This is a genomic window from Mycobacterium sp. NGS59, from assembly GCF_059812345.1.
This window is the reverse complement of record NZ_JCALCN010000007.1, coordinates 40,890-67,047: the sequence shown is the minus strand read 5'-3', so window position 1 is coordinate 67,047 and position 26,158 is coordinate 40,890. Positions and strand designations below refer to the sequence as shown.

At 65.2% G+C, this 26,158-nt stretch carries 28 protein-coding genes, 1 tRNA gene and 1 pseudogene; 18 read left to right on the top strand and 12 right to left on the bottom strand.

The window, feature by feature from the left end; all coding sequences use genetic code 11:
• The first annotated feature begins 19 nt into the window (after positions 1–19).
• Positions 20–92, top strand: a tRNA-Arg gene (locus AC5Y46_RS10495).
• A gap of 86 nt (positions 93–178) precedes the next feature.
• Here AC5Y46_RS10495 and AC5Y46_RS10490 read toward each other — a convergent pair.
• The gene (locus tag AC5Y46_RS10490; protein WP_499941089.1) at positions 179–391 is read right to left on the bottom strand and encodes a hypothetical protein; all 213 of its coding nucleotides are present in this window, start codon (positions 389–391) and stop codon (positions 179–181) included.
• A 248-nt stretch (positions 392–639) separates the two neighbouring features.
• Here AC5Y46_RS10490 and AC5Y46_RS10485 point away from each other — a divergent pair, with 248 nt between their 5' ends.
• Positions 640–1,128, top strand: coding sequence for a hypothetical protein (locus AC5Y46_RS10485; RefSeq protein WP_499941091.1), 489 nt, complete (start codon positions 640–642; stop codon positions 1,126–1,128).
• A 487-nt stretch (positions 1,129–1,615) separates the two neighbouring features.
• Positions 1,616–2,122 (top strand): hypothetical protein, encoded by a 507-nt coding sequence (locus AC5Y46_RS10480; protein ID WP_499941092.1) that lies wholly within the window; start codon positions 1,616–1,618, stop codon positions 2,120–2,122.
• A gap of 44 nt (positions 2,123–2,166) precedes the next feature.
• Here AC5Y46_RS10480 and AC5Y46_RS10475 read toward each other — a convergent pair whose 3' ends face one another.
• The gene (locus tag AC5Y46_RS10475) at positions 2,167–2,472 is read right to left on the bottom strand and encodes a hypothetical protein (RefSeq protein WP_499941093.1); all 306 of its coding nucleotides are present in this window, start codon (positions 2,470–2,472) and stop codon (positions 2,167–2,169) included.
• Positions 2,473–2,624: 152 nt separating this feature from the next.
• Here AC5Y46_RS10475 and AC5Y46_RS10470 point away from each other — a divergent pair, with 152 nt between their 5' ends.
• Positions 2,625–3,149, top strand: a complete 525-nt coding sequence (locus tag AC5Y46_RS10470; protein ID WP_499941095.1) for an Rv2253/PknI dimerization domain-containing protein — start codon at positions 2,625–2,627, stop codon at positions 3,147–3,149.
• A 2-nt stretch (positions 3,150–3,151) separates the two neighbouring features.
• Here the strand turns inward: AC5Y46_RS10470 and AC5Y46_RS10465 are convergent, their stop codons facing one another.
• Positions 3,152–4,093, bottom strand: a complete 942-nt coding sequence (locus AC5Y46_RS10465) for an alcohol dehydrogenase catalytic domain-containing protein (RefSeq protein WP_499941096.1) — start codon at positions 4,091–4,093, stop codon at positions 3,152–3,154.
• Positions 4,094–4,335: 242 nt separating this feature from the next.
• Between AC5Y46_RS10465 and AC5Y46_RS10460 the strand changes: the two genes are divergently transcribed.
• From AC5Y46_RS10460 to AC5Y46_RS10430, 7 genes are all read left to right on the top strand, one after another.
• Entirely contained in the window at positions 4,336–4,782 is a 447-nt protein-coding gene (locus AC5Y46_RS10460) for a hypothetical protein (protein ID WP_499941098.1), read from the top strand.
• Positions 4,783–4,864: 82 nt separating this feature from the next.
• Positions 4,865–5,593: a DUF998 domain-containing protein gene (locus AC5Y46_RS10455; protein ID WP_499941100.1), complete on the top strand. Its 729-nt coding sequence runs from the start codon at positions 4,865–4,867 to the stop codon at positions 5,591–5,593.
• Positions 5,590–6,480 (top strand): alpha/beta fold hydrolase, encoded by an 891-nt coding sequence (locus AC5Y46_RS10450; protein ID WP_499941102.1) that lies wholly within the window; start codon positions 5,590–5,592, stop codon positions 6,478–6,480. Before AC5Y46_RS10455 ends, AC5Y46_RS10450 begins: the two co-directional genes overlap by 4 nt.
• Positions 6,481–6,662: 182 nt before the next feature.
• A complete protein-coding gene (locus tag AC5Y46_RS10445) occupies positions 6,663–7,649 on the top strand; it encodes an alpha/beta fold hydrolase (protein WP_499941104.1) in 987 nt (328 codons plus the stop codon).
• Between the two features lie 108 nt (positions 7,650–7,757).
• The gene (locus tag AC5Y46_RS10440; protein WP_499941105.1) at positions 7,758–8,441 is read left to right on the top strand and encodes a thioesterase II family protein; all 684 of its coding nucleotides are present in this window, start codon (positions 7,758–7,760) and stop codon (positions 8,439–8,441) included.
• Positions 8,442–8,474: 33 nt separating this feature from the next.
• Complete coding sequence (locus tag AC5Y46_RS10435) at positions 8,475–9,023, top strand: M15 family metallopeptidase (protein WP_499941107.1); 549 nt, start codon at positions 8,475–8,477, stop codon at positions 9,021–9,023.
• A 204-nt stretch (positions 9,024–9,227) separates the two neighbouring features.
• Positions 9,228–9,563: a DUF732 domain-containing protein gene (locus tag AC5Y46_RS10430; RefSeq protein ID WP_499941109.1), complete on the top strand. Its 336-nt coding sequence runs from the start codon at positions 9,228–9,230 to the stop codon at positions 9,561–9,563.
• 54 nt (positions 9,564–9,617) lie between these two features.
• On the opposite strand, the gene AC5Y46_RS10425 is transcribed toward AC5Y46_RS10430, so the two are convergent.
• A complete protein-coding gene (locus AC5Y46_RS10425; RefSeq protein WP_499941399.1) occupies positions 9,618–10,085 on the bottom strand; it encodes an Rv2253 family sensor-like surface protein in 468 nt (155 codons plus the stop codon).
• 69 nt (positions 10,086–10,154) lie between these two features.
• Positions 10,155–10,691, bottom strand: a complete 537-nt coding sequence (locus tag AC5Y46_RS10420) for an NUDIX domain-containing protein (protein ID WP_499941111.1) — start codon at positions 10,689–10,691, stop codon at positions 10,155–10,157.
• 246 nt (positions 10,692–10,937) lie between these two features.
• Here AC5Y46_RS10420 and AC5Y46_RS10415 point away from each other — a divergent pair, with 246 nt between their 5' ends.
• Positions 10,938–12,671, top strand: coding sequence for an NAD-binding protein (locus AC5Y46_RS10415; protein ID WP_499941113.1), 1,734 nt, complete (start codon positions 10,938–10,940; stop codon positions 12,669–12,671).
• 1 nt (position 12,672) lies between these two features.
• Here AC5Y46_RS10415 and AC5Y46_RS10410 read toward each other — a convergent pair whose 3' ends face one another.
• Entirely contained in the window at positions 12,673–13,551 is an 879-nt protein-coding gene (locus AC5Y46_RS10410) for an LLM class flavin-dependent oxidoreductase (protein WP_499941401.1), read from the bottom strand.
• A gap of 38 nt (positions 13,552–13,589) precedes the next feature.
• On the opposite strand from AC5Y46_RS10410, the gene AC5Y46_RS10405 reads away from it, so the two are divergent.
• Entirely contained in the window at positions 13,590–14,003 is a 414-nt protein-coding gene (locus AC5Y46_RS10405; protein WP_499941115.1) for a VOC family protein, read from the top strand.
• A 54-nt stretch (positions 14,004–14,057) separates the two neighbouring features.
• Positions 14,058–14,444, top strand: a complete 387-nt coding sequence (locus AC5Y46_RS10400) for a VOC family protein (protein WP_499941116.1) — start codon at positions 14,058–14,060, stop codon at positions 14,442–14,444.
• On the opposite strand, the gene AC5Y46_RS10395 is transcribed toward AC5Y46_RS10400, so the two are convergent.
• From AC5Y46_RS10395 to AC5Y46_RS10380, 4 genes and pseudogenes are all read right to left on the bottom strand, one after another.
• Positions 14,441–14,920 carry an Rrf2 family transcriptional regulator gene (locus AC5Y46_RS10395; RefSeq protein ID WP_499941117.1) on the bottom strand — a complete coding sequence of 160 codons (480 nt, stop codon included), beginning with the start codon at positions 14,918–14,920 and terminating at the stop codon, positions 14,441–14,443. The genes AC5Y46_RS10400 and AC5Y46_RS10395 overlap by 4 nt on opposite strands.
• A 38-nt stretch (positions 14,921–14,958) precedes the next feature.
• Positions 14,959–16,803, bottom strand: coding sequence for an adenylyl-sulfate kinase (gene cysC / locus AC5Y46_RS10390; RefSeq protein WP_499941119.1), 1,845 nt, complete (start codon positions 16,801–16,803; stop codon positions 14,959–14,961).
• Positions 16,803–17,782 (bottom strand): annotated as a pseudogene (cysD, locus tag AC5Y46_RS10385) (sulfate adenylyltransferase subunit CysD). The gene cysC and the pseudogene cysD overlap by 1 nt, the downstream one beginning before the upstream one ends.
• A gap of 121 nt (positions 17,783–17,903) precedes the next feature.
• A complete protein-coding gene (locus AC5Y46_RS10380; protein ID WP_499941121.1) occupies positions 17,904–18,395 on the bottom strand; it encodes a beta-class carbonic anhydrase in 492 nt (163 codons plus the stop codon).
• A gap of 158 nt (positions 18,396–18,553) precedes the next feature.
• Between AC5Y46_RS10380 and AC5Y46_RS10375 the strand changes: the two genes are divergently transcribed.
• The 4 genes from AC5Y46_RS10375 to AC5Y46_RS10360 are packed head-to-tail and all read left to right on the top strand — an operon-like array spanning position 18,554 to position 23,922.
• On the top strand, positions 18,554–19,531 hold the full coding sequence (locus AC5Y46_RS10375) for an ABC transporter permease (protein ID WP_499941402.1): 978 nt from the start codon (positions 18,554–18,556) through the stop codon (positions 19,529–19,531).
• Positions 19,528–20,427 (top strand): ABC transporter permease, encoded by a 900-nt coding sequence (locus AC5Y46_RS10370; RefSeq protein WP_499941123.1) that lies wholly within the window; start codon positions 19,528–19,530, stop codon positions 20,425–20,427. Before AC5Y46_RS10375 ends, AC5Y46_RS10370 begins: the two co-directional genes overlap by 4 nt.
• Positions 20,424–22,259: an ABC transporter ATP-binding protein gene (locus AC5Y46_RS10365; protein ID WP_499941125.1), complete on the top strand. Its 1,836-nt coding sequence runs from the start codon at positions 20,424–20,426 to the stop codon at positions 22,257–22,259. The genes AC5Y46_RS10370 and AC5Y46_RS10365 overlap by 4 nt, the downstream gene beginning before the upstream one ends.
• Positions 22,252–23,922, top strand: coding sequence for an ABC transporter family substrate-binding protein (locus AC5Y46_RS10360; protein WP_499941126.1), 1,671 nt, complete (start codon positions 22,252–22,254; stop codon positions 23,920–23,922). The genes AC5Y46_RS10365 and AC5Y46_RS10360 overlap by 8 nt, the downstream gene beginning before the upstream one ends.
• Here the strand turns inward: AC5Y46_RS10360 and AC5Y46_RS10355 are convergent.
• Together AC5Y46_RS10355 and AC5Y46_RS10350 are read right to left on the bottom strand one after the other, a co-directional pair.
• Positions 23,912–24,520: a class I SAM-dependent methyltransferase gene (locus tag AC5Y46_RS10355; protein ID WP_499941127.1), complete on the bottom strand. Its 609-nt coding sequence runs from the start codon at positions 24,518–24,520 to the stop codon at positions 23,912–23,914. The two genes, AC5Y46_RS10360 and AC5Y46_RS10355, sit on opposite strands and share 11 nt — an antisense overlap.
• Before the next feature lie 25 nt (positions 24,521–24,545).
• Entirely contained in the window at positions 24,546–26,144 is a 1,599-nt protein-coding gene (locus AC5Y46_RS10350; protein WP_499941129.1) for a GMC family oxidoreductase, read from the bottom strand.
• Between the last annotated feature and the right edge of the window lie 14 nt (positions 26,145–26,158).

Sequence of the window (26,158 nt, the reverse complement as noted above, 5' to 3'; positions counted from 1 at the left end):
CGCAACATGCTGTTCGTGCGCCCCCGTAGCTCAGGGGATAGAGCGTCTGCCTCCGGAGCAGAAGGCCGCAGGTTCGAATCCTGCCGGGGGCACCCAGAGAAACCAGCTTTCACCTGCGGTTTATCGCAACACCCTCGATCGGCTGCCCCGCGAAACTGCGTTCAGCGTGACGACGATGTCACAACTGCGCCAAACTCTGTCCAGCGGAGCGGAGCGCGTCGTCCTGGCTGTGGGCGTAGAGGCGGGCAGTGATAGAGGCGTCAGCGTGCCCGAGCAGCGCAGTCCCGCGGGAGTGGCGGGCATCGTGCAGCCGGTGCGAACGCACACCGGTCGCCTTGGCCAGCTTGAGCCAGATCCGCGTGAGGGTGTGGGCCGCGTTCGGCTGTCCCACTGGTTTACCGCGACGTAGCCGCTGTCGGCGTGCGCCGGCCACAACGATAGCCGCTTCCTACGCATAGCAACGGACGCGCTTGAGAACCGCGACCAGGTGCATGAATGGTGCGAAAGCAGAGACGCACAGCCATGCCTCAATCGCGCGTGCTTTTCAGCCAATTCGCCGAGCTGACACGCAGATTAGAGTCCCCCTCGTATCATCTATTTGGCCTCGACCGGGAAACGCTAGCTATAGGGTTTCGGTGCATGAGGTGGCACTTCATCGCGGTTTTGCTCTTGGCGCTCACCGGTTGCGCGGCCGACCCGAGCAGGTCAGCAGCACCCGGCGGCACCTCGTCGCCCCCCTATGACGGCACGGCATATGCGAAGCAAGTATCAGACGCGGTCCTTAGTGGCTTGTCGACTGACGATGGCATGGCAACGTCGTTCACCGATATGTGCCAAACACCTGTCGCGTGGGCATGCGCTATTGCCAAGATCGAGTCCGAGGCGCCCGGCAGCGTCAAGGTGACGTTGCAACCTCAGCAAATGTGGATATCGAAAACCAACGAGAGGGACTACTACAAGTTCGGGGAGGAAGTCGCGCGGGGTGTTTACAACTTCGCGGAGGCAGCAGGTGAACCAGTGGCGGGCGGAGGTTGGCGTAAGTTCGTCACGCCGCCCAGCCGGGTCGACGTCTATGAGTCGAACGGTGGACTTGCCTACATGTCGCCGGCGTCGTTTCCAGGACGGTGAAGCAAGTTCAGAGGGTCGGAAATAGGTCTACAAAGTCACGCCCATGCCGGCTGGGCGTTGCAAATTGCGTTGGACACTGGCCGTGAGCTTTCGCGGCAGACTCGCCATGGTCGAACCAGTTTATGCGCGCACCTTGCCGAGGAGTCAGAAGCGTCTGCTCAGAAAACTCGAGGAAGCTACCCGGGAACTCCAGACGTCCCCGTAAAGCTCTCCGACAGAGCACCACCAGTGGAGAACGGTCAACACACTTCATCAGCGCATAAAGCAAAGACCCACGTCTGGTTTCGGCCGGCCGACTTAGCTCCGGCAGCCGCAAGAGGCGCACTCGCCGTGCAGCCGGCGCATCCTCATCAACTCGATCGAAAACCGCCTTGCCGCAGGGCCATAGGAGCGCCAACCGATGCATATCACCACAAGATCGGCACCTTCGCAGTTAGGCTAAGGACTCGTCTCGCCAATTGCGTTCCAACTACGTTGAAGGACAACGATGAGATCCTCGATCACCCAGATGATGCGAGTGGGCGCTGTCGCTACTGTCGTCGTTATTGCTTCGGCCACAAGCGTTTTCGGAAACGCCGGCGCTGACCCTGCTAGCAACACGAGCCCCTTCGAGATCGTGAACAACACCAAGTTCGACCTGGTGTTCTGGGACTACAACAGCACTGCCAAATACCCGCAGTCAGGCCCTAATCACAACGACCACGTCAAGCCTGGACAGAAGTTCACCTTTGCTCTTCTACAGATGGAGGGCAGCCGGTCCGACAAGCGGAACAAGGGGCGCACCACGATCGTGGCCAACTTTCATTACGACACGAACGGAACTGACAGCCCGGCCGGCACCGCGACAATGGACATCGCGTTCGACGCGGGCGGCAATGACGTTTGGACCAGCTCGGTGAACTGCTGGGCGAGCAGGGACCGATCGTGCGATCCCCGACCGTCTCAACCGGGCAACCAGCTGTTCCCAGGCAATGTCGTCACCTTCTCGGGATAGCTTGGCCTTATTGCCCAACGACCTGGACTAGCTCGGTTCCCCTTCTACAGGCACCAGGGATAGCACCGATTACTCGGCGGCGGGTTGGCGCCGTCCCAGACCCAAGGTTCCGGAGGGCCGGGAGTGTTACGCGGAACGTTGCCCTTGCCGTAGTCGACGAAATAGAAGGTGTGGCAGATTGTCATGTCCCACACCATGTCCCGACCCGGCCCCGGCGGAAACGCCATGTCCTGCCCTGGACACCATTGGTATGGGCCCTGGTTGTCGGCGTGTGCGATTCCCGCAGGGGCCACAGCGCCGCTCGACACCAAGGCGGCTGTCACCAGCCCTGCGATGAATGTCTTCCTCATGGAGGTTCCTTTCCTGGACCGGCCGCCGCGTTGACGGCGGTGCAGTCAGTGCACACTCCAAGAACGACTACCGATCCCAACAAGACGCTCTTGCAATTGTCAGCTCACAAGCACACGATCAGTGGCGTGCCAACGAAATGAGAGTCGACGCCATGACCATCTGTCGGGTACTTTCAGCGGCCATATTCGCAATCGCCGCAGGGCCGTTGGTCGCGACGGCGTTGCCCGGCACCGCCGCCGCGTCGGCATTAGCTGACGGCACCTACAAGTTCGACTTCGACGGCACCAGGCAGACGGTCGACGGCGTACCGAAGCCGTCCGCCCCGTATTCCAGGTTGATCGCCATCCGTTCGGCGTGCCGGGCCAGCGGGTGCGTCGCGACCGCATGGGACACCTCGATCGGCCCCACCTGGCTGCAACCGCCTGAGGAGGGCGCCCTGGTGTTCCGGGAGAACAGAGACCAGTGGGTGGCGACCAGATGGAAGATGTTCACCTGCAACAGCACCACCAAGCAGGGCACGGAAACCCTTGCCTTCCAAGTGAAGTCGGACGGGACGTTCGTCGGGGTCAGTACCCAGTTGGAGGCACCGTGCGCTCCCATAGTCGTACCGTTCACCGCGACGCGGGTGGGTGACTTGTCGCCGGACGTCCAGGTGGCCGATCCCAATACCGCCTGAGCTCAGGGTATTTCAGCGACCAACCGGCCGACGACGTCGCCGGCTCGGAGTCGCTCGATGGCGGCGGGAATCTCGTCGAAAGTGATCGTTTCGGTGTGGATGGTGAGTTCGTCCGCGGCCATGTGCCTCAGCACCGCTGCCAGGGCACCGGTATGACCACCTCGTGCACCGCGCAAGGTCACTTCCTTGAGCACCAGTTCCGGAGTCGAAATCGTTGCCTCGTTGAGCCCGAGCCCGACCTGAATTACCCGGCCATGCACCCGAACCGCGCTGATCGCACCGGCGGTGGTGGTGCCGAAGCCGGCGAAGTCCACAATCACGTCGAGTTGGTGCGATGCCAACTGACGGACGTCTTCGACCACCTCGAGAACACCCTGCTGTCGGGCGAGGTCCCATACGTCGCGTTTGGGTTCGGCCGCGTACACCTGCGCGCCGGCCAGCACGGCGATGCGCGCCCCGGTCAGACCCAAACCGCCCAATCCGACGATGCCCACCTTCTCACCGGCCCGCACTTGCCCGACGCCCATCACGGCGCCGTAGGCCGTCTGGCCCGCATCCGTGGCGGTAGCGGCTTGGGCGAAATCAATCTGGTCGGGCAGTGCGATCAGGGCCTTGGCGGAACTGAGGCATTTTTCGGCGAAGCCTCCGTCGCTCGACCACCCCGGCGCGCCTGCCTTGCCCGACTCGATGACGACGCGCTCGCCGACATCGAATCCGGCGACGTCGGCGCCGACCGCCGCGACCACCCCCGCCACCTCGTGCCCAGGAATGATCGGCAATTTGGGCAACAACGGCGTCAGCGTGCCGTCGAGGAACCCGACGTCGCTGTGGCAGAGTCCCGCCGCCCGCACGTCGAGGACGACTTGCCCCGGTCCCGGTCGCGGGTCCTCACGCTCGACGAGTTGCAGGGGCTGGTTGGCGCCGACTAGTTGCCAGGCTTTCATCGCGTTCTCCCGGTTCGACGCAGACAACTATGCCGCAGACGACTGCGCCCGGGGCGGTACCACCGCGCCGCGGCCAATTTCACGCATGATGAGTGCAATCCGCCAGGCCAGCGCGCCGAACGACCGTCACGAGCCAATGCCTGCCACGTAAACCGCCGAACTCCGTTCGTCAGCTGGGAGTTTACTGATACACTTCGGCGATATTGTCCCTAGGCAACTAAACTCTGGCCCGAGGCGGGAGCATGAAACTCGACTTGCCGATCGCAGCGCTTGCGTTATCATTCGCGATTTGCGCTGGCACAGCGCCGCTTGCCCAAGCCGAGGGTTCCGCGATGAACGGCGCCTACCGTTACCTGGACGACGACGGCGACACCGCAACGTGGACCATCACGACCACCTGCACGCCACAATGCGTCGCCCATGTGACGACCGAACCGGGCCACGGCTTCTCCGCTCCGCTGGTCAATGGTCGCCACACCGTGACGCGGATGATTCCGGACGGCGTGACATGCCCCTCGTACTACCTCGGAGACAACGGCTCGCTTTGGGATGGCGGCACGCATCCGGTCACCGTCCATCAGTGGTGGGACCCGCGCACCCTGGCCGGCGAGGCGCACTTCGTGGAAAGCTCGGCGCCCTGCGGTATTCCGGACGCGCACGACACGTTCACGCTCACCAAAATCGCGTAGCCCTCGCGCCCCCGTGATCGACGTGGGCGCGACCCGTTGACGAATCACGTCTGCGCAGCGACAAGCACGGCATGATGGCTTTATGGCCCTGCGGCAACGCCCTGACCTGGTGGCAACCAAGCGCCGATCGCTGTTGCCCGTGCTGCGGTGGGTCGCCGTTGCCGGCACCGTGGCTGGCGCGGTCTTGTACTCCAACTGGGTGCTCGAGGTCGTCTTCACCCACACGCTGCCCGACCCCGACCTCTACATCAGCGAACTGGCCGCCGCCGACCAACCTTTCGGGGAATGGTTCCGCGCCGGCGATCTGGCCGCCGCCGCCGTCCTGGTGCTCGCGGCGACCGCCGCCATGCTCGGCGTCCCGGCCACCCGTTGGAGCACCAGAGGATGGTGGGCCCTGGTGGTCTTCGCCCTTGCGACCGTCTTGGACAGCACCGTGTGGGTGCTGGTGTGCGCTCCCAGCTCGAACGCCAGCTGCAAAGCCCGTGAGGCGACGGGCACGGTCCCGATCGGCCATCAACTGCACTGGCTGAGCAGCGGCGTGGTCCTGGCCGCGGCCTTAGCATCACTGTTGGCTTTCGCGGTGGCCGATCGCCGCGAAAACGCGCCGACATCGGTGCGTCGCCTCGGACTGTTCATGCTGGCCGCCCTCAGCGGAACCGCGATACTGACCGGCGTCGCCATCGTGATCGACAGCGCCGACGTCGTGGGCGCGGTAGGGATCGCCCAGCGCGCAGAACTGGTCGCCTTCGCAGGCTGGCTGATCTACGTTGCGCTACGCACCGCCCGCGTCCGCATCGGAAACGGCCCATGACCGGCCGCTTCGAGATCGAGGTCGCCGGTCACCGGGTGCAGGTCCTCGTCGACGGCAGCAGCGGTCCGGTCGTGGTGTTGTGCAGTGGCCTCGGGGGTCGCGCATTGCATTGGCGGGACACCGTCGCCGAACTCGCCGAAGACCACACTGTCGTGCGATTCGACCGGCCCGGCATCCCGGTAGCACCGGGGGCCGAAGGGCGTTACACGATCCGAGCCGAAGCCGACCGGATCGCGGGTGTACTCGACGGGGTGTGCAAGTCCGAGCCAGTTGTGGTGGTGGGGCACTCGGTCGGCGGCTTCTACGCCGAAGCGTTCGCCCGCCTGTATCCAAACCGCACCCGCGCGCTGCTCCTGCTCGACTCCAGCATCGCCGCCGATCGCCCGTGGCGCCCGGCGCTGCCGCTGCGGCCCAAGCTGCTCGCCGCGCGTGCCACCGCCACGGTGCTGCGCAGACTGCACCTGCAGGAACCACTGACCCGCACCGCACTGATGCTCCTGCAACGTCGACGGCCCGGCGGACTGGATGCCGAGATGATGCGCGAGATACGCGAGGCCGCACGGCAACCCGAAGTTGCGGTCGCGTTGCTCGCCGAGCATGCCACCTACCACGAGCTGGCGGTCGAACTGTGCGCGCTGCGGCCTCGCTACCCGTTGCCGCCGGTGCCGCGCATGGTCGTCACGGCCCATACGGGTTGGCGCACCCGCTGGTGGCGCGACAAGCAGATCCGTTTGGCCAAAACCCTTGGAGCAGAACATGTCACGGTTTCTCCCGCGGGACACCATGTGATGGTCGAGCGACCGCGTCGCACCGCCGATCTCATCCGCCTGATCGCAGGCGCGAGCGCGCCGTCAACGTCTTCCAGCGGGGGGATCCGGTCACGCTGACCGGCGAAGTGGATTTCCTGGACAGCTCCGTGTCCTGCGGTCTGCACGACCACCGGGATTCGTAACCGGCCTCCCGCAAACCCTCCTCCAAGGATTTCTCAAGAACTCCCCAAGGGCTGCCCTGGACTGTTGTCTGCAACACCCCGCTTCGGCGGAGGAGACATACGCCAGGGAGGGACACCATGTCGAACCGCAACCGCCGCCACCTGCGGCCCGTCCGCGACATCACCGAGCCGCAATTGCGGTTCCGCACCATCCACGGTCACCGCCGCGCATACCGCATCGCCGGCTCCGGCCCGGTGATCGTGCTGCTGCACGGCGTCGGCGACAACTCCACCACCTGGAGCCCGGTGCACGCCAAGCTTGCGCAACGATTCACCGTCATCGCGCCCGATCTGTTGGGCCACGGCGAGTCGGACAAGCCGCACGCCGACTACTCGCTGGCGGCCTTCGCCAACGGTCTGCGTGACCTGCTCACCGTGCTCGACATCGACCGCGTCACCCTCGTCGGGCATTCCCTGGGTGGCGGCATCGCCGCACAGTTCACCTACCAGTACCCGGAGTTCGTCGAGCGCGTCATCCTGGTCAGCGCCGGCGGTGTCACCAAGGACGTCAGCATCGCCCTGCGTTTTGCCGCCATGCCCTTGGGCGCCGAAGCGCTGTCCATGCTGCAGGTGCCCGGTGCGCTGCCCGCCCTGGAACTCGTTGGCCGCACCATCGAAAACGTCGTGGGCTCAACGCGATTCACCCGGGACGTGTCCAGCCTGCCCCGGTTGGCCCGCGGGCTGGCCAAGCCCGGCGCCGTGGCCGCGTTCGCCCGGACGCTGCGCGCAGTCGTCGACACCCGCGGCCAGTTCGTCACGATGCTGGACCGCACCTACCTCATGCAGGACCTTCCGGTACAGATCATCTGGGGCGAAGACGACATGATCATCCCGGTGAGCCACGCTCGGCTGGCCCACCAGCAGATCCCCGGTTCGCGTCTCGAGATCTTCGAGGAGTCCGGCCACATGCCACATGACGATCACCCGGACCGTTTCGTGGCGACCGTCGAGCAGTTCATCGACTCGACCGAACCGTTTGCCTACGACCAAGAGCTGATGCAGAAAGCGTTGCAGACCGGTGTCCGTCAGTACGCCGACTTCGAGGCTGCCGAGGACCTGGCCTAGGTGTTAGGCCAGACCGAACGCAAGAAGCCTCCAAGGATTCGTAGAGGATCCGCCAAGCCCGATCACCGAAGCTGACCTTGTCCGACATTGAGACGAAAGGCAACGATCATGCGGCTGTTCTGCTTTCACCACGCCGGCGGCGGCGCGTTGGTTTTCAATGCCTGGGTCAAGGCGCTGCGGCCAGCCGTCGAGGTGGTCCCGGTCGAGATCCCCAACCGCGAGCGGTTCGCCACCATGCGCGAACTCGTCGATGAGGTGATCGCCAAACTCGGCCCACTGCTGGACGAACCGCACATGTTCTTCGGTCACAGCTTCGGCGCCATGCTGGCTTACCGGCTGGCCTGCGTGCGTGCCGCGGCCGGCGCTGAGCAACCGCGGGCGATCTTCCTGTCGGCCTACGCCCCGCCGAACCGCCAGCTGCCGCTGCACGTGGTGGACCAGCTGGACAACACGCAGCTCGCGGCGTTCCTGGCCGAGATGGGCCTGATGCCCGCCGGTCTGACGCGCTGGCCGACTCTGCACGAGCAGGCGCTGACGATCACCCGGCACGACTTGAAGCTGCTGGTGACGGTCGACCAGGAGACCGACGCACCCGAACTGTCCTGCCCGATCCACGTCTTCGGGGGCAGCGAGGACCCGATCGTCAAAGAAACCGACCTGCACGAATGGCGGTCCCGGACGAAGGCGGACTTCTCGGTGCGGATGTTGCGTGGCGACCACTTCTACCTGCGCAACCGCAAACCGCTGTTCGAGACGCTGCAGCCATTGATGTCGACGATCGCGGCCGCTTGAGTGGTTGTTGAGCGCATCGGTCAGACTGGGTCGATGCGTGCTTCCTATCCGCTGCTGGCGGCAGCAGTGGCTGCCGGCGTCGCGTTGGCGGCGCCTGCCGCGGCCGCGCCCGGTGACAATTCCGACCAACCGGCCCCGGCCGGTCCCGTCTCCGGCGGCTGGATCCCCGACGGCCAGCAGCTCAGCCCGTTCGATCTGTCCGACCCGGCCGTCAGCCGGCTCGACCCCGCCCTGCTCAATGCTCTCGAGCGGGCCACCCGCGCAGCCGCGGCCGACGGCATCACCGTCGGTCTCACCTCGGGATGGCGCTCACCGCAGTTCCAGCAGCAACTCTTCGACGACGCCGTCGTCACCTACGGCAGCGCCGCCGTCGCCAGCCAGTACGTCGCCTCGCCGAGTGTCTCCAAGCACGTGATCGGCAAGGCGGTCGACGTCGGTCCTGGCGCCGCCGACTCCTGGCTGATTGCCAACGGCCCGGCGTACGGGTTGTGTCAGATCTACGCCAACGAGATCTGGCACTTCGAGCTGGCGTCCGACTACGGCGGTGCGTGTCCGCCGTTGCGGCCCAACGCCGCCGGCTGACCTGCCTGTCAAAACCGCTGCGCCGCAAGTGATTTCAGCGGTTTGTTCGAGCACGGGCGCAACTCCTTCGCCCGTCCGAGCATTGGTGAACGGTACGTCTCGGTCACGCCAAGGATCCATCAAGAATCCGTCAAGGCGCAGTGCTGAGTATTTGGATAGCGCAACCAGCGTCCACCACCACCAGCAGCACAAACGGAGTACCAAATGTTCACTCGCCGCTTCACCGCATCCCTGGCCGGCACCACCTTGACCGCCGCCGCCTTCGGTCTGGCCGCCCTCGGCCTCGCCGGCACCGCCAGCGCCAACTCAGTCGACGACGCGTTCATCGCCCAGATCGAGGCCGACGGCATCCAAGCGCCGAGTGTCGCGCGCGCCATCAGCGAAGCACACACCGTCTGCAGCGAACTCAACGCCGGAAAGCCGAGCAAGCAGGTCATCGCCAACGTCGCGCAGCGCACCGGTCTGAGCAACAGCGGCGCCAACACCTTCGCCGTCGACGCCGCCAATGCCTACTGCCCGCAGTACGTCACCACCACCTGAGCACGACCAATCACAATGCGGGGATCTTCGGATCCCCGCATTGTCTTGTTGCGCTCAGGTTTTCGCCCGGAACGCCGCAACCGGCATCTCCACGCTGCCCCGGCACGGGCCGTTCAGGATGTCGGTGTGCCAGGTGCCGCGCAACGACCCGTCCGGTTGCGGTGTGTAGTAGGCCCACGACTTCGCGGGCGCCCAAATTTTGGAAACCCCTTCTCCCATATAGCAATCCCACTGGAAGTCGAATCGCTCGACCCATCTCGCTCCGTCCCAGGTGTAATGCGAGGGCACGGTGATCGTCGGATTGTTGGGGGTGGGCCCGTCGTTGGCGGTGGCCACACAGGTGGTGGCCGAGCACGCCGTCGAGAAGAGATAGTCGGCGCTGAAGGTCGGCTCGGCCTGACTTGCGGCGACGCTGGTGCCGTGTTTTTCGACCGCATATCGCACCAGGGAGTACTTTCCCGTCCACGACGGCGTCGCGGAATGCGCCGCAGGAGCACCGAGCATCGCGGCAACGGCGAGCATTGCCAATGCTGATCCCAGACGCACCGTGTCGATGCTGGCGCATGCACGACGCAACGAGGTATCGGCGCGTCATCGACCCCGCAACAGAAACAGTCCGTAGGCGGCGATCGACTGAGCGTCGGCGATGACGCCGTCGCGGATCATGCCCTCGACGTCGGGCCGCGGGAACCAGGCACTGCGCATGTCCTGTTCTTCGTGCTCGCGCTCGGCTTCTCCTTCGGATATCCCGGTGGCCAGAAACACCCAGCCGCGTTGACTGCTCATACCGGGCGCGACGTCGAGCTGACCCAGCACCTCGAAAGAGGCTGCGCGCAAACCGGTCTCCTCGCGCAGCTCCCGCTCTGCCAGGGCGGCTGGGTCGAGGTCAGCAAGCCCGGGAGCGGTTCCCTGCGGAAACTCCCAGCGCCGTGCACCGAGGGGGTACCGGAACTGCTCCACCAGCCGCAAACGCGTTCCGTCGTACGGTATTACGAGCGCATAGGTCGGCTTGTCCACCACGGCGTAGATGCCGGGGCTGCCGTCGGGGCGGCGGATCTCGTCTTCGCGTAACACCATCCACGAGTTGCGGTAGATCTCACGGGAAGCGACAGACTCGATGTAAGGCACTCGCCCAGTATCGCCGCGGTCCCTGAATCGGGACAAGCGACGGGCCGCAATCCCTTTACTCGACTCCGGTTGCGGCACATCGAGATTGGTCACCCGTCGGATGACGATCCGGTTGCCGGTCTTCCGGGGCAGGCACAACGGTCATATCATCTCGCCCAGAAGCACGTTCGGACGGCTCAGACTGGCACGGTGGCCGGTTGTCACGTTCAGCCGGCGAACGCTCCAGTTACCAGAGGGTGGGTGTCGATGCCGGACGACTTGCGGACTGGCCGGGACACGGCGCGACACATCATCGTCAGCGGTGACAATGCACTGGCCCTGACCATCATCGAAGAGCTCAACAAAGTCGGTGCGAACGTCGTCATGCTCGACGATCACGACTTGGGCAGCACCATGCTCGACGACGCCGAAGCGATCGTCTGCGCCGGCAGCGACGACGCACACAACCTCGAAATCGCTTTGCTGGCAAGGACGATCAACCCCGGCGTGCGGGTCGTGGCGCGACTTGCCAACGACGTGCTCCGCGAAGCGGTGGCGGCCGACAACGGACCGGGCGCCATTCTGGACGTCGCCGATCTCGCGGCGCCCTCGGTAGTCGAAGCCTGTCTGGGGCACACCGCGCATGCCTTCGAGGCGGCCGGCATGGAGTTCGTCGTCTCGGCGGCTGAGGCCCCACGCGACGCGACCCTGCGGGAGATCTACGGCGACCTGGCACCGGTGGCGGTGATCCACGGCAAGGCGTCACCCGACCCGGGCGAGGTGGTGGCATGCCCGGGACGGGATCAAGCCGTGCACGCCGGCGACTGTACGGCGATGATCGGCAGCGCCGACGAGCTGGCCGCCCGCGGCATCACGGTCCCGTATCCCCCGCCCCGGCGGACCCGACGGTCGCGATGGCGTCAGGTCGCCGATACCGCACGTGCCCTGCGCAACGACGTGAACCCGATGTTCTACCGCTCGCTATGGGCGTTAGTGGTGCTGTTGGTCGGATCGACGGTCCTGCTGCGCTACACCTACCGGCTTCCACCCGGAATGACGTGGGTCGACGCGCTGTACTTCAGCACCGAGACCGTCGCGACCGTGGGCTACGGTGATTTCAGCTTCATCAACCAACCCACCTGGCTGCGGCTGTTCAGCATCTTGCTGATGTTCGCCGGCGTGATCACCACCGCGGTGCTGGTCGCGTTCCTCGCCGAGCTGATGATCACCCGCCGCCTGCTCAGTTCGGCCGGCCCGCGCAAGGTCCGGTACCTGAGCAACCACGTCATCGTCGTCGGGCTCGGCTCGTTCGGCATCCGGGTGGCCAGCGACCTCACCACCGCCGGATACGACGTGGCGGTCATCGAACGCGACGAGAACAACCGCTTCCTGTCGACCGCGGCCGAACTCGACGTGCCGGTGATCTTCGGAGACGCCACCCTGCGCCAGACCTTGGAGTCCGCCAACATCGAGCAGGCCCGTGCGGTGGCGGTGCTGACGAAGGACGACATGGTCAACATCGAGATCGGTATCGTCTTGCGCGAGATGCTCAGCGTCCGTTCCGAATCGGGAGTCGAACGACCACATGTCCCGCTGGTGCTGCGGGTCTACGACCGCTCGCTGGGGTCTGCGGTGGCGCAGCGATTCGGCTTCGAAACCGTACGCTCGACCGTCGATCTGGCCGCGCCGTGGTTCATCGGCGCCGCCATGGGTTTGCATGTGCTCGGGACATTCTCGGTCGGGCAGCGTTCGTTCATGGTCGGCGGGATGCACGTGTCGGCGGGCAGCGAACTCGACGGCGTCCCGATGCACGAACTGTCCACCCAGACCCGCGTCATCGCGATCACCGAGCCCGACGGCCAGGTGAAACTGCATCCGCGCCGCGACGCCCGGTTGCAGGGCGGGGACACCGTCTATCTCGTCGGGCCGTACCGGGAGCTGCTGACGGCGCTACGGAAAGGGCAGGCCATGGAGTCCGACATGCTGTCGGAGGCGGGATAGTTCAGAAGGCCGCTGCGACGTCGGCCGCCCGTCGCAGTTGCTCGATGTTCGAGCTGGTGGGGATCAGATGCACCTCGTCGGTGCCGATGTCCGCGAACCTGCGTAGTACCGCGACCAGCTCGTCTTCAGTGCCGGCCCAGCCGGTCGTCGGCGCCATGGCGTCGACGAACTCCGCAGGTATCCAGTTCATGTAACGGCGCAAATGACGATGCACCTGCGCGCGGGCCTCCTCCGGGTCGCCGAAGGCGAACCAGAACGAGGTCGCCAGATGCGGTTTGGGTTTACCGGCCTCGGCCCAGGCGTCGCGGGCCACGTCGAAAAGCTCGTCCTGTCTGGCGACGTCGAGGTCCAGGGTGGTCCCGGCGAGCCCGTCGGCCCAGGTTGCGGCGCTGCGGACGGTCTTGGGTCCGATGGTGCCGACCATCAGGCGCGGACCGCCCTGCTGCACCGGCAACGGCCCCACCGGGCGCACCGAGTCGGTGGTCTTCTCACCAGCCCACACGCGCTTCATGACCGCCACCCTCTCGGCCATCCCCCGCATGGTCTGCGTCTTGACGTCGGCGCCGACGGCGTTGTAGTCCTCGTGGCGTCCGCCCACCCCGATGCCTACCGTCAAGCGACCGCCGCTGAGCACGTCACCGGTCGCCAGCGCTTTGGCCAACATCACCGGGTCGTGCAGCTGCGGCACGATCACCGTCGTCACCAGCCGCACCCGCTCGGTCCAGGCCGACACCGCGCCGAGCAGGGTCAGGCTGTCGGGGTTGTCGAAGGCGATCCGCTCGCCCCAGCACAACGAGGAGAACGGGCCCTCGTCGATGCTTGTTGCCCAATCTTTGAGCACGGTCGCATCGAGGTCGGGCTCCATCACCGGCATGGTCATACCTACTTGCACACGATGATTCTGGCAGCATGGGGCGGATGGCCTTAAGCAGCACGTCGATTGCGCATGTCCGGCTGACCGTCACCGACATCGAGCGGTCCCGGCAGTTCTACGAGAGCGTGTTCGGCTGGCCGGTACTCATCGAAATACCGGAGAACGCCGACGAAGCCACCCGCGCGCGACTCGGCTTCCTGTTCGGTGGCGTCATCTACGACCTGGGCGGCGGGTTGCTGGGGTTGCGACCGGTGGGCACCGATGAGTTCCACGAAGATCGCACCGGTCTGGATCACATCGCGTTCCGGTTGGGCAGCAAAGACGAATTGGATTCTGCGGCAGCGCATCTGGACGAGCTGGGGATCGCACACGAGCCGATCAAGGACATCGGTCCGTCCTACATCCTGGAGTTCCGGGACCCGGACAACATTGCGCTGGAGCTGACCGCGCCGAAGTAGGGTGGGGTCAGGGCATGCTGGCGTACAGCGGTGCCCGCTCGCGCGGGAGGAAAGATGCCAATCAGTTTCAACCACACCATCGTCGCGGCCCGGGACAAGCGCAAGTCCGCCGAGTTCCTGACCGAGTTGTTCGACCTGCCCAGCCCGACGCCGTACGGTCCGTTCCTGGTCGTCACGCTCGAACACGGCGCCTCCCTGGACTACGCCGATGTTGCCGACAGCGACGAGATCCGGCCGCAGCATTATGCGTTCCTGGTCTCCGAAGAGGAATTCGACACGATCTACGGCAAGATCACCTCGCGCGGGCTCCCGCACTGGGCCGATCCTGGCGCAGGTCGGCCCGGTCAGATCAACACCCGCGACGGCGGTCGCGGAGTCTATTTCAAGGACCCGGACGGGCACGCGCTGGAGATCCTCACCCGGCCCTACGGCTCCGGCTAGTCCCGCGTCGCACCGTGCCGGTGGCTCTCCTGGTCCCGGTAATCGTCGGCCATCTTTGCCACATGATCGGGCAGGGTTGCCGTGGCGACGTCGGCGATCGTCGTCTCTTCGAGCACCGAGCGCATGCTGGCGCGCAGCGCCCGCCACACGTCGGTCAGCGCGACCGTCGGCCCGGAGTAGGGCAGGTCACCGAGCCCGATGTCGCGGACGCTGGCCAGCGGGCCGTCGATGCAGCGCAAGACGTCGGCGATGCTGATCTCGGTGCCGGGTCGGGCCAACTCGTAGCCGCCGTCGCGACCCCGTTGGCTTCGGACCAGACGATCGGTGCGCAGGTTGGTCAGGATGTCGACCAGGAACTGCGACGGGATGCCTTGGGCCTGGGCCAGATCTTCGGTCTTGACCAGGGTGCCGACCGGGACCGTGGCGAGCTGCACCATCGCCCGCACGGCGTACTCCGCTTTGGCCGACATCCGCATGGTTTACCGATTGTGCCACTCGCCGTGTCCCGGGGTGACTAGGCGCCCAACTCGAGCATGTCGATCACGCTCTGCGCCTGTTCCTCGATGCTGCGATCGGCGCTCAGCCGCAGATCGGGGTTCTTCGGCCGTTGATACGGACTGTCGATGCCGGTGAAATGGGTGATCTCGCCGGCGCGGGCCTTCTTGTACAACCCCTTGGGGTCACGTCGCTCACACTCCTGCAGGGGGGTGTCGCAGAACACCTCGAAGAACTGAAATCCCGCGTCGGCGTGGACCTTCCGTGCCATCTCACGGTGTTCGGCCAGCGGGCTGATGGCCGGCACCAGCACGATCTGGCCGGAGTCGGCCAGCAGCGTGGCCACGTGCGCCAGCCGACGCAGGTTCTCCGCTCGATCGAACATGGAGAAACCCAGATCGGCGTTCAGGCCGTGGCGCAGGTTGTCGCCATCGAGAACGTATGCGGGAACACCCTTTTCGAGCAGCCGCTGCTCGACCAACATTGCCACCGACGACTTACCGGCTCCTGAGAGTCCGGTGAGCCACACCGTCCGGCCCTGGATCGCCCGATCCGCGGCGGTGACCAGTGACTTGTGCCGCACCGTGTTCGGGCTGGCCTGCTGCGCCGCGACGTCACGCAGCACCATGCCGGCAGCGACCGTCCCGTTGGTGTCGGGATCGATCAGGATGAACGAACCAGTGCTGGCGTTGCGGGAGTATTCGTCCAGCAGCAGCGGAACCTGGGTACGCACCGTGATACGGCCAAGTTCGTTGAGCTTCAACGCTATTGCCGTCTTGTCGCGGTGCAAGGTGTTGACGTCGAGCCGATAGTCCAGCGCGGTCACGCGGGCGCGGGTGGTGCGGGTGGTGTGCTTGATGACGTAGTCGCGGCCCGGTTCGAGCGCCGACGTGTCTGCCATCCAGCACACGGTGGCGTCGAACTGTTGGGCGACCCTGGGTTGGTTGTTGGTGCGGGCGATCATGTCCCCGCGGGAGATGTCGATGTCGTCGGCCAGGCTCACCGACACCGCCATCGGCGGAAAGGCTTCTGCGACAGGCCCGTTGGGGCCGTCGATAGCAGTGATCCGGGTGGTCTTGCCGATCGGCAGGACGACGACCTCGTCGCCGGGACGCATCACCCCACTGGCCACAGTGCCCGCATAACTGCGGTGGTCCTGGTGCTCGTGGGTGTGCGGGCGGATGACGTACTGGACCGGGAAGCGAACGTCCACCAGGTTGCGGTCGCCGGCGATGAACACCTCTTCCAGGTGCGAGAGCAGCGCCGGCCCCTCATACCACGGTGTCTTGTCCGACTTCGTCACCACATTGTCGCCGTGCAGGGCCGACATCGGGATGGTCGCGACGTCCTGCACGTCCAGGCGTGCGGCGAAGGCGTGGAACTCGTCGCGAATGGCCTCGAACTTCTCTTGGTCCCAGTCGATCAGGTCCATTTTGTTGACCGCGAGCACGATGTGCTGGATGCCCAGCAGCGACGCCAGGAAGGCGTGGCGCCGGGACTGTTCCAACAGACCGTGGCGCGCGTCGACCAGCACGATCACCAGCTGCGCGGTGGACGCACCGGTCACCATGTTGCGGGTGTACTGAATGTGGCCCGGCGTGTCGGCGATGATGAATTTCCGCTTGGGAGTGGCGAAATAGCGGTAGGCCACATCGATGGTGATGCCCTGCTCGCGCTCGGCCCGCAGGCCGTCGGTGACCAGCGCCAGGTCGGTGTAGTCGTGGCCGCGGTCCTTCGAGGTCTGCTCGACGGCCGCCCACTGGTCCTCCATGACAGCCTTGGAGTCATACAGCAGACGCCCGATCAGGGTGGACTTGCCGTCGTCGACTGAACCGGCGGTCGCCAGCCGTAGGAGGGTGGTCATCAGAAGTACCCCTGCCGTTTCCGGTCTTCCATACCGGCTTCGGAGATCCGGTCGTCGGCGCGGGTTGCGCCCCGCTCGGTGAGTCGGGACACCGCAGTCTCGGCGATGACTTCCGAGACCGTGCGGGCCTCGGACAGCACGCAGCCGGTGCAGGTGACGTCGCCGACGGTGCGAAACCGCACCCATGCCTCGAACACTCGCTCGTCGGCTCGCGGCTGCAGGTGCCGGTGCACCGCCAGCAGCATGCCGTCGCGCTCAAAAACCTTGCGGCGGTGGGCAAAATAGATCGACGGCAGCTTGACCCGCTCGGCGCCGATGTAGGACCAGATGTCGAACTCGGTCCAGTTGGACAGCGGGAACACCCGGATGTGCTCGCCCTTGTGATGCCGTCCGTTGTAGAGGTTCCACAGTTCGGGCCGCTGATCCTTGGGGTCCCACTGGCCGAACTCGTCGCGGAAGCTGAACACCCGCTCCTTGGCGCGTGCCTTCTCCTCGTCGCGGCGGGCGCCCCCGAACGCGGCGTCGAACTTGTTCTCGCCGATGGCCCGCAGCAGCGTCACGGTCTGCAGCGGATTGCGCGACGGGATGGTCTCGACGACGCGCCCGGCGTCGATGTCCTCCTGCACCGAGGCCACCACCAGGCGCACGCCGGACTCCTGCACCAACTCGTCGCGGGTGGTGAGGACCTCGTCGAAGTTGTGTCCGGTGTCGACGTGCATCACCGGGAACGGCAACCGCCCGGGACGAAACGCCTTGAGCGCCAAGTGCAGCATCACGATCGAGTCCTTGCCGCCGGAGAACAGCAGCACCGGCCGCTCGAACTCGGCGGCGACCTCGCGAATGATGTGGATCGCCTCGGCCTCCAGCGAGCGCAGATGGCTCAGCTCGTACTGGCCGGCAGCAGGACCGGCAGACAGGTCAGTCGTCATCGGCTTTCATTTCTGGCAAAGTTGGTTGGATTGACCATATTTATGGTCATTACATAGAACCAGGCTCGGCCGGTGGGTGTCAATGGCGCGTTTCTGGCGCGTTTCTTGGGGCGAGCAGACGCAAAAGCCCCTCGTTTCGGGACGAAACGGGGGCTTTTGCGTCTGCTCGCGCTAGAGGGTGACCTCTTCGAGCTTGCCGGTCGCGACGTCGAAGATGAACCCGCGCAGCGACGTGTGCTTGGTGACGAACGGGCTGTTCTCGATGCGGCGCAACGACTGCCGGACATCCTCGGCCAGATCCGAGAACGCCTCGGCCGCCCACGGCGGCTTGACACCGCTCTCCTCCTGGATGCTGCGCTTGAAGTCGTCGTCGGTGAAGGTGAGCATGCCGCAGTCGGTGTGGTGGATCAGGATGATCTCCTCGGTGCCGAGCAACCGTTGACTGATGGCCAGCGAGCGGATCGCGTCGTCGGTGACCACGCCGCCGGCGTTGCGGATGACGTGCGACTCGCCCTCGTTGATGCCCAACACGCGATACACGTCGATGCGCGCATCCATGCAAGCCAGCACCGCGACGTGTTTGCTCGGCGGCAGCGGCAAGGGACCGTTGAAGTCGCTCGCGTAGTTGGCGTTGTTGGCCAGATAGTCGTCGGTAACCGTCACGCAAGTCTCCTCGGGTTTGCTGCGTCGATCGCTGCCGCGCTGGATCTTAACAATCGGACCGCCGGATTACACCGGTGTGGATCAGCTGGATCGGAATGTCCGAGCGTGCTCGACGGGCTGGATCGTTACCCTGTCCCAATGCGGCAACAGGGTCGGGCATGACGCGATTTCTCTTGCGTCGGTTGCTCAAGTACATAGTGCTGTTGGCGCTGTCTTCCTTCCTGACCTACAGCGTGGCCTCACTTGCGTTTTCACCGTTGGACAGCCTGCTGCAGCGCAATCCCCGCCCGCCGCAGGCGATCATCGACGCCAAAGCGCACGATCTGGGCTTGGACCAGCCTTTTCCGATTCGCTATGCGAACTGGGTTTCCCACGCTGTGCAGGGTGATTTCGGCAAAACCGTCACCGGCCAACCCGTGGGCACCGAACTGTGGCGCCGCGTCGGAGTCACCCTGCGGTTGGTGGTCATCGGTTCGGTGATCGGCACGCTGCTGGGCGTAGCGCTGGGCGCCTGGGGCGCCATCCGCCAGTACCGACTCAGCGACCGGGTCGTGACCATATGGGCATTCGTCACGCTGAGCACGACGTCGTTCGTCCTCGCCACGCTGTTGATCATCGCCGCGCTGCGAGTCAACTGGGCGCTGAGCATCCAACTCTTCGACTACACCGGGGAGACGTCGCCGGGGGTGGACGACGGGAGCTGGGCGGCCGTAGCCGACCGGTTGAAGCATCTGGTGTTGCCCACGCTCACCCTGGTGCTGCTCAGTGCGTCTGGCTATAGCCGCTACCAACGCAACGCCATGCTCGATGTACTCGGCCAGGATTTCATCCGTACCGCGCGCGCCAAAGGGCTGACCCGAGGTCGCGCGCTGGTCAAGCATGGCCTGCGCACCGCACTGATACCCATGGCCACGCTGTTTGCCTACAGCGTTGCCGGCCTGGTCACGGGCGCCGTCTTCGTCGAGAAGATTTACGGCTGGCACGGCATGGGCGAATGGTTCATCCGCGCCGTTTCTACTCAGGACACCAACATCGCGGTGACCATATCGCTATTCACCGCCATCGCAACATTGCTGGCAGGCCTGCTGTCTGACATCTTCTACGCTGCGCTCGACCCGAGGGTACGAGTGTCATGACCGTCATCAACCAGGCGACACCGACGCAGTTCACCTCACGTCGCACTCTGGTACTGCGGCGGTTTCTGCGTAACCGCTCCGGGGTGGTGGCGCTGGTAATCCTGGTCATGCTGTTCGTCGGCTGCTATGCATTGCCCCCGGTGCTCCCCTACTCGTATCAGGATCTCGACTTTGATGCGTTGCTACAGCCGCCGAATACGCGGCACTGGTTGGGCACCAATGCGATAGGCCAGGATCTGCTTGCCCAGATTCTGCGCGGTATGCAGAAGTCGATGCTGATCGGTGTCTGCGTCGCGGTGATCTCGACCGGTATCGCCGCGACCGTCGGGGCCATCTCGGGATATTTCGGGGGATGGCGCGACGCGGCGCTGATGTTTGTGGTGGACCTGATGCTGGTGGTGCCGTCTTTCTATCTGATTGCCATCATCTCGCCGCGAACCAGGAGCTCCGCGAACATCATCACGCTGGTGGTGCTGCTGGCCGGCTTCGGCTGGATGGTCAGCTCTCGCATGGTGCGCGGGCTGACCATGAGCCTGCGAGAACGCGAATTCATCCGAGCGGCAAGATATATGGGAGTCTCCAGCCGCCGTATCATCGTCGGCCACGTGCTACCCAACGTGGCTTCGATTCTGATCATCGACGCCACCCTCAACGTCGGAACCGCCATCCTCGCTGAGACGGGATTGAGTTTCCTCGGGTTCGGCGTCCAGCCACCGGACGTGTCGCTTGGCACCCTGATCGCAGACAGTACCCAGTCCGCGACCACATTTCCCTGGGTCTTCCTGTTTCCGGCTGGGGTGCTGGTGCTGATTGTGTTGTGCGCCAACCTCAGCGGCGACGCGTTGCGGGACGCGTTCGATCCGGGCGCCAGAACTCTGCGGCGTGGTGGCGCATGAGGCCGCTGCTCGAGATTTCCGGTTTGTCCGTCACCTTCCCTACCGACACGAAACCGGTCAGCGCGGTACGCGGCATCAGCTACCACGTCAACTCCGGTGAAGTAGTCGCCATGGTGGGAGAGTCGGGCTCCGGTAAGTCCGCGGCGGCGATGGCGGTGGCGGGCCTACTGCCTGAGTACGCCGAGGTAGGAGGCTCAGTGCGGTTGCAGGGCACCGAACTGCTCGGGCTCGACGACACCGCGATGTCGAAGTACCGCGGCAAATCCATCGGCACGGTGTTCCAGGACCCGATGTCCGCGCTGACCCCGGTCTACACCGTCGGCGATCAGATCGCCGAGGCGATCCGGGTTCATCAACCCGACGTCGGCAAGAAGGCCGCGCGGGTGCGGGCGGTGGAGCTCCTCGAGCTGGTGGGCATCACCCAGCCGGAGCAACGGGCCCGGGCTTTCCCGCACGAGTTGTCCGGCGGCGAACGCCAACGCGTGGTGATCGCCATCGCGATCGCCAACGATCCCGACCTGTTGATCTGCGACGAACCCACCACCGCCCTCGATGTCACCGTGCAGGCACAGATCCTCGAGGTGCTCAAGAAGGCCCGCGACGTCACCGGGGCCGGAGTGCTGATCATCACCCACGACCTCGGCGTAGTGGCCGAATTCGCCGACCGGGCGCTGGTGATGTACGCCGGGCGGGTCGTCGAGTCAGCATCGGTGGGTGATCTCTACCGAGACCGTCAAATGCCTTACACCATTGGACTTTTGGGGTCTGTCCCGCGCCTGGATGCCGCCCAAGGTACCCGACTGGTCCCCATACCCGGTGCGCCCCCTTCGTTGTCGGGCCTGGATCCGGGATGTCCATTCGCACCGCGCTGCCCGCTGGCCATCGACGAATGCCGCGCCGCGGAGCCGGAATTGATCGAGGTCGGCCCCGGTCACCGGGCCGCGTGCATTCGCACCGATCAAGTGATCGGACGCAGTGCCGCCGAGATCTACGGCGTCGACACCGGACGCGGCGACGTGGTACCCGACGACGCGAGCGTCGTGGTGCGCGTGCGCAATCTGGTCAAGACCTATCCGTTGACCAAGGGTGTGTTGCTGCGGCGCAAGGTGGGCGAGGTCCGGGCAGTGGACGGGGTGAGCTTCGAGTTGCCGCAAGGCCGCACGTTGGGCATTGTCGGCGAATCCGGGTCGGGCAAGTCCACCACGTTGTATCAGGTCCTGGAACTCGTTGCGCCGCAATCTGGTTCGATCGAGGTGCTGGGTGCCGACGTCGCGACTCTGACCACAGGCAGTCGACGGGCGCTGCGACGGGACATCCAGTTGGTGTTCCAGGACCCGGCGGCGTCGCTGGACCCCCGTCTGCCCGTGTCCGATCTGATCGCCGAACCGTTGCTGGCCAACGGGTTTACCGAAAGCGACACCACGGCCCGCGTCGCGGAGTTGCTCGACATCGTGGGACTGCGCCGCGCCGACGCCGACCGTTACCCCGCCGAGTTCTCTGGCGGGCAACGGCAACGTATCGGCGTCGCACGGGCGCTGGCCCTGCAGCCCAAGATCCTTGCTCTGGACGAACCGGTCTCCGCCCTCGATGTCTCCATTCAGGCCGGCATCATCAATCTGTTGCTGGACCTACAAGACGAGTTCGGCTTGTCGTATTTGTTTGTCTCTCATGATCTTTCCGTGGTCAAGCACCTGGCCCACCAGGTGTTGGTGATGTTTCGCGGTGCGGTGGTCGAGCAGGGTGACAGTCAGCAGGTGTTCGGCAATCCACAACACGAGTACACGCGTCGGCTGCTGAGTGCCGTACCTCAGCCGGAGCCAGATCATGCGTAGGGCAGTGGTGCACCGCCTGTGCAGCGCAGCGCTCATCAGCGCTTTGTTGCTTTCTGGTTGTTCCGCGCCGACCCAGACCACACCTCCGGTTGCCGGAAACGCCGGGCTGGGCACGAACAGCGACATCAACCCGCGCAACCCTGCGACACTGCGCGATGGGGGCAATTTGCGGCTTTCCCTCAGCGACTTGCCGCCCAACTTCAACATCTTGCACATCGACGGCAACAGCGCCGAAACCGCAAACATGCTCAAGGCCACCCTGCCTAGCGCGTTCATCATCAGGCCGGACGGGTCCAGAACGGTCAACACCGACTACTTCACCAGCGTCGAGCTCACCGGGACCAATCCGCAGGTGGTCACCTATACCATCAACCCCAAGGCGGTCTGGTCCGACGGCAGTCCGATCACCTGGCAGGACATCGCCAGTCAGATTCACGCCGTAAGCGGTGCCGACAAAGCCTTTCAGATCGCGTCGACCGGGGGCGCCGAGCGGGTGGCCTCGGTGACCCGCGGTGTCGACGACCGGCAGGCCGTCATGACCTTCGCCAAGCCCTACGCCGAATGGGAGGGCATGTTCGCCGGCAACGGAATGCTGTTGCCCGCCAGCGTGACCGGTACTCCTGAAGCGTTCAACACTGGCTGGCTCGACAGACCCGGTTTATCCGCCGGCCCGTTCATGTTGACCGGGCTGGACCGGGCCAAGCAGCGAATCACGTTGACGCGCAACCCTAGATGGTGGGGTCGTCAACCGCGCCTAGATTCGATCACCTACTTGGTGCTCGACGACATGGCCCGATTGCCGGCGCTGCAGAACAACACGATCGACGCCACCGGAACAGGCTCGCTCGACCAACTCGTCATCGCCGAGCACACCAGAGGCGTCTCGATCCGGCGGGCCCCCGCACCGAGCTGGACGCACTTCACCATGAACGGCGCCAAGGGTTCGATCCTGTCCGATCCGGCACTGCGCCTGGCCATCTGCAGGGGGATCGACCGCAAGACTATCGCCAAAGTCGCATTAAACGGCTTGACGGCTGATCCGGTACCACTGAACAACCACATCTTCGTCGCCGGGCAAGAGGGCTACCAGGACAACAGCTTTCCCTACAATCCAGAACAGGCTCGGCGAGAGCTGGACGCGCTGGGATGGAAGCTGAACGGGAAGTTTCGAGAGAAGGACGGGCGTCAACTCACCGTCCGATTGCTGTTCTACGAGACGCCCAACGCCAAGGTGTTCACGCAGACCGCCCAGCACAGCCTGGCCGAGATCGGCGTCAAGCTCGAGCTTCAATCCCGGTCGGGAAGTAATTTTTTCAGCAACTACGTCAACGTCGGCGCGTTCGACATCGCACTGTTCGGCTGGCAAGGCGACGCGTTCCCGCTGTCCGGGTTGACCCAGATTTATGCCTCCTACGGGGAAAGCAATTTCGGCAAGATCGGCAGCCCGCAGATCGACGACGTCATCGAACAAACACTCGGCGAACTCGATCCGGTCAAGGCCCGGGCCTTGGCCAACGAGGTCGATCGCCTCGTCTGGGCAGAGGGGTTCAGCCTGCCGCTGATCCAGTCCGTCGGCACCATCGCCGTCCGCAGCGATCTGGCCAACTTCGGCGCACGGGGGCTGGCCGATCTCGATTACACCGCAATAGGTTTCATGCGCTGATCCGCAGGACCGCAACGAGGAAATCGGAGTCCTCGTCGAACGGCCGCAGATCCCACGTGGACAGCAGCAGATCGGGCGCCAACCCGGCGGCTGTTGCGTGGTCGAGGAAGTCGGCGAACTCATAGCCTCGGCCGGCGCCGAAGCCGACCGCTAATCGGCCGTCGCTGGCCAAGTGGGCATGCAGTCGGCGCAGCACCTGGATGCGGGTGCTGGGGGCGAGGAAGGTCATGACGTTGCCGGCCGAGACGATCACGTCGAACGGCGCGCTGATGCCGCGGGCGGGGAGGTCGAGCTCGGCGAGATCGCCGACGAGCCAGCGGGGCCCCGGGTGGTCCTGTTCGGCTGCTTCGATGAGCACCGGGTCGGCATCGACACCCACGACCTGGTGGCCCACTGCCGCCAGATACCCGCCCAACCGGCCGGGACCGCATCCGGCATCGAGAATGTGGGCGCCCCGGGGCGCGATCGCATCGACTAAGCGCGCCTCACCGTGCAGATCCTCGCCGGCGCGCGCCATCGTCCGGAAACGCTCGACGTACCAGTGTGAATGCCCCGGATCGGCCGCAACCTTCTGCATCCAGAGGCTTTGTTCGACCATGCGCACATTGTCTCAAGGGCTCTGGTCACCCGCGGATCAGGTCCGCGGCCTTTTCTCCGATCAGCACCGACGGCGCGTGCGTGTGTCCGCGGATCGTACTGGGCATCACCGACGCGTCGGCGACGCGCAGCCCGTCGACCCCGCGGACCCGCAGCTGCGGATCGACGACGCTGGCCTCGTCGCTGCCCATCCGGCAGGTGCCCATCGGGTGGTACAGGGTATGCGAACACTGGTTGAGCGCCGTCTCGAACGTCTCTTCGTTGAGCTCGGTGCAGTTGCGTGGTCGCACGACGGATCCGAGCACATCGCGCAATGACGGGGCTTGCGCGATCTCGGCGCAGATCCGCAGGCCCGTCATCATCGCAGCACGGTCCACGCCGCCGGGATCGGACAGATACCGGGGGTCGATGATCGGTTTGTCGTGCGGGTCGGCCGATCGCAACGTGATCTGTCCGCGGCTTTCCGGGGCGACCAGGATGGGCCCGAACACCACGCCGTGCCCCGCCGCGGGCTGCAGCGCCTCGTCATAGAAGGGCGCCGGCGCGAAGATCAACTCCAGGTCCGGCAGGTCGAGGTCGGGCCGGCTGCGCACGAATCCGTAGGCTTCGCCGACGTTGGAGGTGAGCATGCCGCGCCGCCGCAGCAGGTAGCTGATCAGCTGCCTGGGCTTTTCGGCGGCGAACAGGCTGCCGTCGTCGACGTCGAAGCCCACCGGCGTCACCAGGTGGTCGAGCAGGTTCTGCCCCACTTCCGGCGCGTGATGGAGGGTTTCGATGCCGTGCTCGGCGAGGTGGTCCCGGTCGCCGATGCCGGAGAGCATCAGTAGCTGGGGGCTGTTGACGGCGCCACCGCAGAGCACCACCTCTTTGCGGGCGTGCACCACCGACGTGTGGCCGCCGCGCTGATATTCCACCCCGACTGCCCGGTTGCCCTCGAAGAGGATCCGCGTCGCGGTGGCCTCGGTGAGCAGGGTGAGGTTCTTGCGGCTCAGCGCCGGGGTCAGGTAGGCGTCTGCCGTGCTGTACCGGGCACCGCGGTGCTGCGTGACAACTGTCTCGCAAAAACCCTCGGGGGCAATGGAATTGGGCTGCACAGCCGGGTAGCCGCATTCCCGGGTGGCGGCCAGCCAGGTCGCGGTCAACGGCCGGGGGCTGCGCTGACGGGAGATGTGCAGCGGGCCGGTGACTCCGCTGTCGTCGCCGCTGACGAAGTGCCACGCCGCGCTGACGTTCTCGATGCGGCGGTAATACTCGAGGATCTCTGTCGCCGACCACTGCGGGTCAGCCAGCCTGCCCCACTCGTCGTAGTCGGCGCCGAAACCACGCACCCACATCATGGCGTTCATCGACGAGCAACCGCCGAGCACTTTGCCTCGCGGCCAATAGATCTGGCGTCCGTCGAGTTCGGGCTGCGGCTCGGTGAGGTAATCCCAGTCGACCTCGGTGCGGAACAGCTTGGAGAATGCAGCCGGGATTCCGATGAACCTGTTGGTGTTGCCGGGGCCGGCTTCCAGCGCCGCCACTTCGGTGCCCGGATCGGCACTGAGTCGGTCGATCAGGACAGCGCCGGCTGAGCCGGTACCGATCACTACGTAGTCGCGCGAAATGTCCCGCGAAATGTCCATTGTGCATCCCCGTT

Bases quoted from the DNA above. Each gene is read 5' to 3' on its own strand.
- AC5Y46_RS10485 (WP_499941091.1), top strand. From the start codon at position 640: ATGAGGTGGCACTTCATCGCGGTTTTGCTCTTGGCGCTCACCGGTTGC.
- AC5Y46_RS10480 (WP_499941092.1), top strand. From the start codon at position 1,616: ATGAGATCCTCGATCACCCAGATGATGCGAGTGGGCGCTGTCGCTACT.
- AC5Y46_RS10475 (WP_499941093.1), bottom strand. From the start codon at position 2,472: ATGAGGAAGACATTCATCGCAGGGCTGGTGACAGCCGCCTTGGTGTCG.
- AC5Y46_RS10470 (WP_499941095.1), top strand. From the start codon at position 2,625: ATGACCATCTGTCGGGTACTTTCAGCGGCCATATTCGCAATCGCCGCA.
- AC5Y46_RS10465 (WP_499941096.1), bottom strand. From the start codon at position 4,093: ATGAAAGCCTGGCAACTAGTCGGCGCCAACCAGCCCCTGCAACTCGTC.
- AC5Y46_RS10460 (WP_499941098.1), top strand. From the start codon at position 4,336: ATGAAACTCGACTTGCCGATCGCAGCGCTTGCGTTATCATTCGCGATT.
- AC5Y46_RS10455 (WP_499941100.1), top strand. From the start codon at position 4,865: ATGGCCCTGCGGCAACGCCCTGACCTGGTGGCAACCAAGCGCCGATCG.
- AC5Y46_RS10450 (WP_499941102.1), top strand. From the start codon at position 5,590: ATGACCGGCCGCTTCGAGATCGAGGTCGCCGGTCACCGGGTGCAGGTC.
- AC5Y46_RS10445 (WP_499941104.1), top strand. From the start codon at position 6,663: ATGTCGAACCGCAACCGCCGCCACCTGCGGCCCGTCCGCGACATCACC.
- AC5Y46_RS10440 (WP_499941105.1), top strand. From the start codon at position 7,758: ATGCGGCTGTTCTGCTTTCACCACGCCGGCGGCGGCGCGTTGGTTTTC.
- AC5Y46_RS10435 (WP_499941107.1), top strand. From the start codon at position 8,475: ATGCGTGCTTCCTATCCGCTGCTGGCGGCAGCAGTGGCTGCCGGCGTC.
- AC5Y46_RS10430 (WP_499941109.1), top strand. From the start codon at position 9,228: ATGTTCACTCGCCGCTTCACCGCATCCCTGGCCGGCACCACCTTGACC.
- AC5Y46_RS10425 (WP_499941399.1), bottom strand. From the start codon at position 10,085: ATGCTCGCCGTTGCCGCGATGCTCGGTGCTCCTGCGGCGCATTCCGCG.
- AC5Y46_RS10415 (WP_499941113.1), top strand. From the start codon at position 10,938: ATGCCGGACGACTTGCGGACTGGCCGGGACACGGCGCGACACATCATC.
- AC5Y46_RS10410 (WP_499941401.1), bottom strand. From the start codon at position 13,551: ATGACCATGCCGGTGATGGAGCCCGACCTCGATGCGACCGTGCTCAAA.
- AC5Y46_RS10405 (WP_499941115.1), top strand. From the start codon at position 13,590: ATGGCCTTAAGCAGCACGTCGATTGCGCATGTCCGGCTGACCGTCACC.
- AC5Y46_RS10400 (WP_499941116.1), top strand. From the start codon at position 14,058: ATGCCAATCAGTTTCAACCACACCATCGTCGCGGCCCGGGACAAGCGC.
- AC5Y46_RS10395 (WP_499941117.1), bottom strand. From the start codon at position 14,920: ATGCGGATGTCGGCCAAAGCGGAGTACGCCGTGCGGGCGATGGTGCAG.
- cysC (WP_499941119.1), bottom strand. From the start codon at position 16,803: ATGACCACCCTCCTACGGCTGGCGACCGCCGGTTCAGTCGACGACGGC.
- AC5Y46_RS10375 (WP_499941402.1), top strand. From the start codon at position 18,554: ATGACGCGATTTCTCTTGCGTCGGTTGCTCAAGTACATAGTGCTGTTG.
- AC5Y46_RS10370 (WP_499941123.1), top strand. From the start codon at position 19,528: ATGACCGTCATCAACCAGGCGACACCGACGCAGTTCACCTCACGTCGC.
- AC5Y46_RS10365 (WP_499941125.1), top strand. From the start codon at position 20,424: ATGAGGCCGCTGCTCGAGATTTCCGGTTTGTCCGTCACCTTCCCTACC.
- AC5Y46_RS10360 (WP_499941126.1), top strand. From the start codon at position 22,252: ATGCGTAGGGCAGTGGTGCACCGCCTGTGCAGCGCAGCGCTCATCAGC.
- AC5Y46_RS10355 (WP_499941127.1), bottom strand. From the start codon at position 24,520: ATGGTCGAACAAAGCCTCTGGATGCAGAAGGTTGCGGCCGATCCGGGG.
- AC5Y46_RS10350 (WP_499941129.1), bottom strand. From the start codon at position 26,144: ATGGACATTTCGCGGGACATTTCGCGCGACTACGTAGTGATCGGTACC.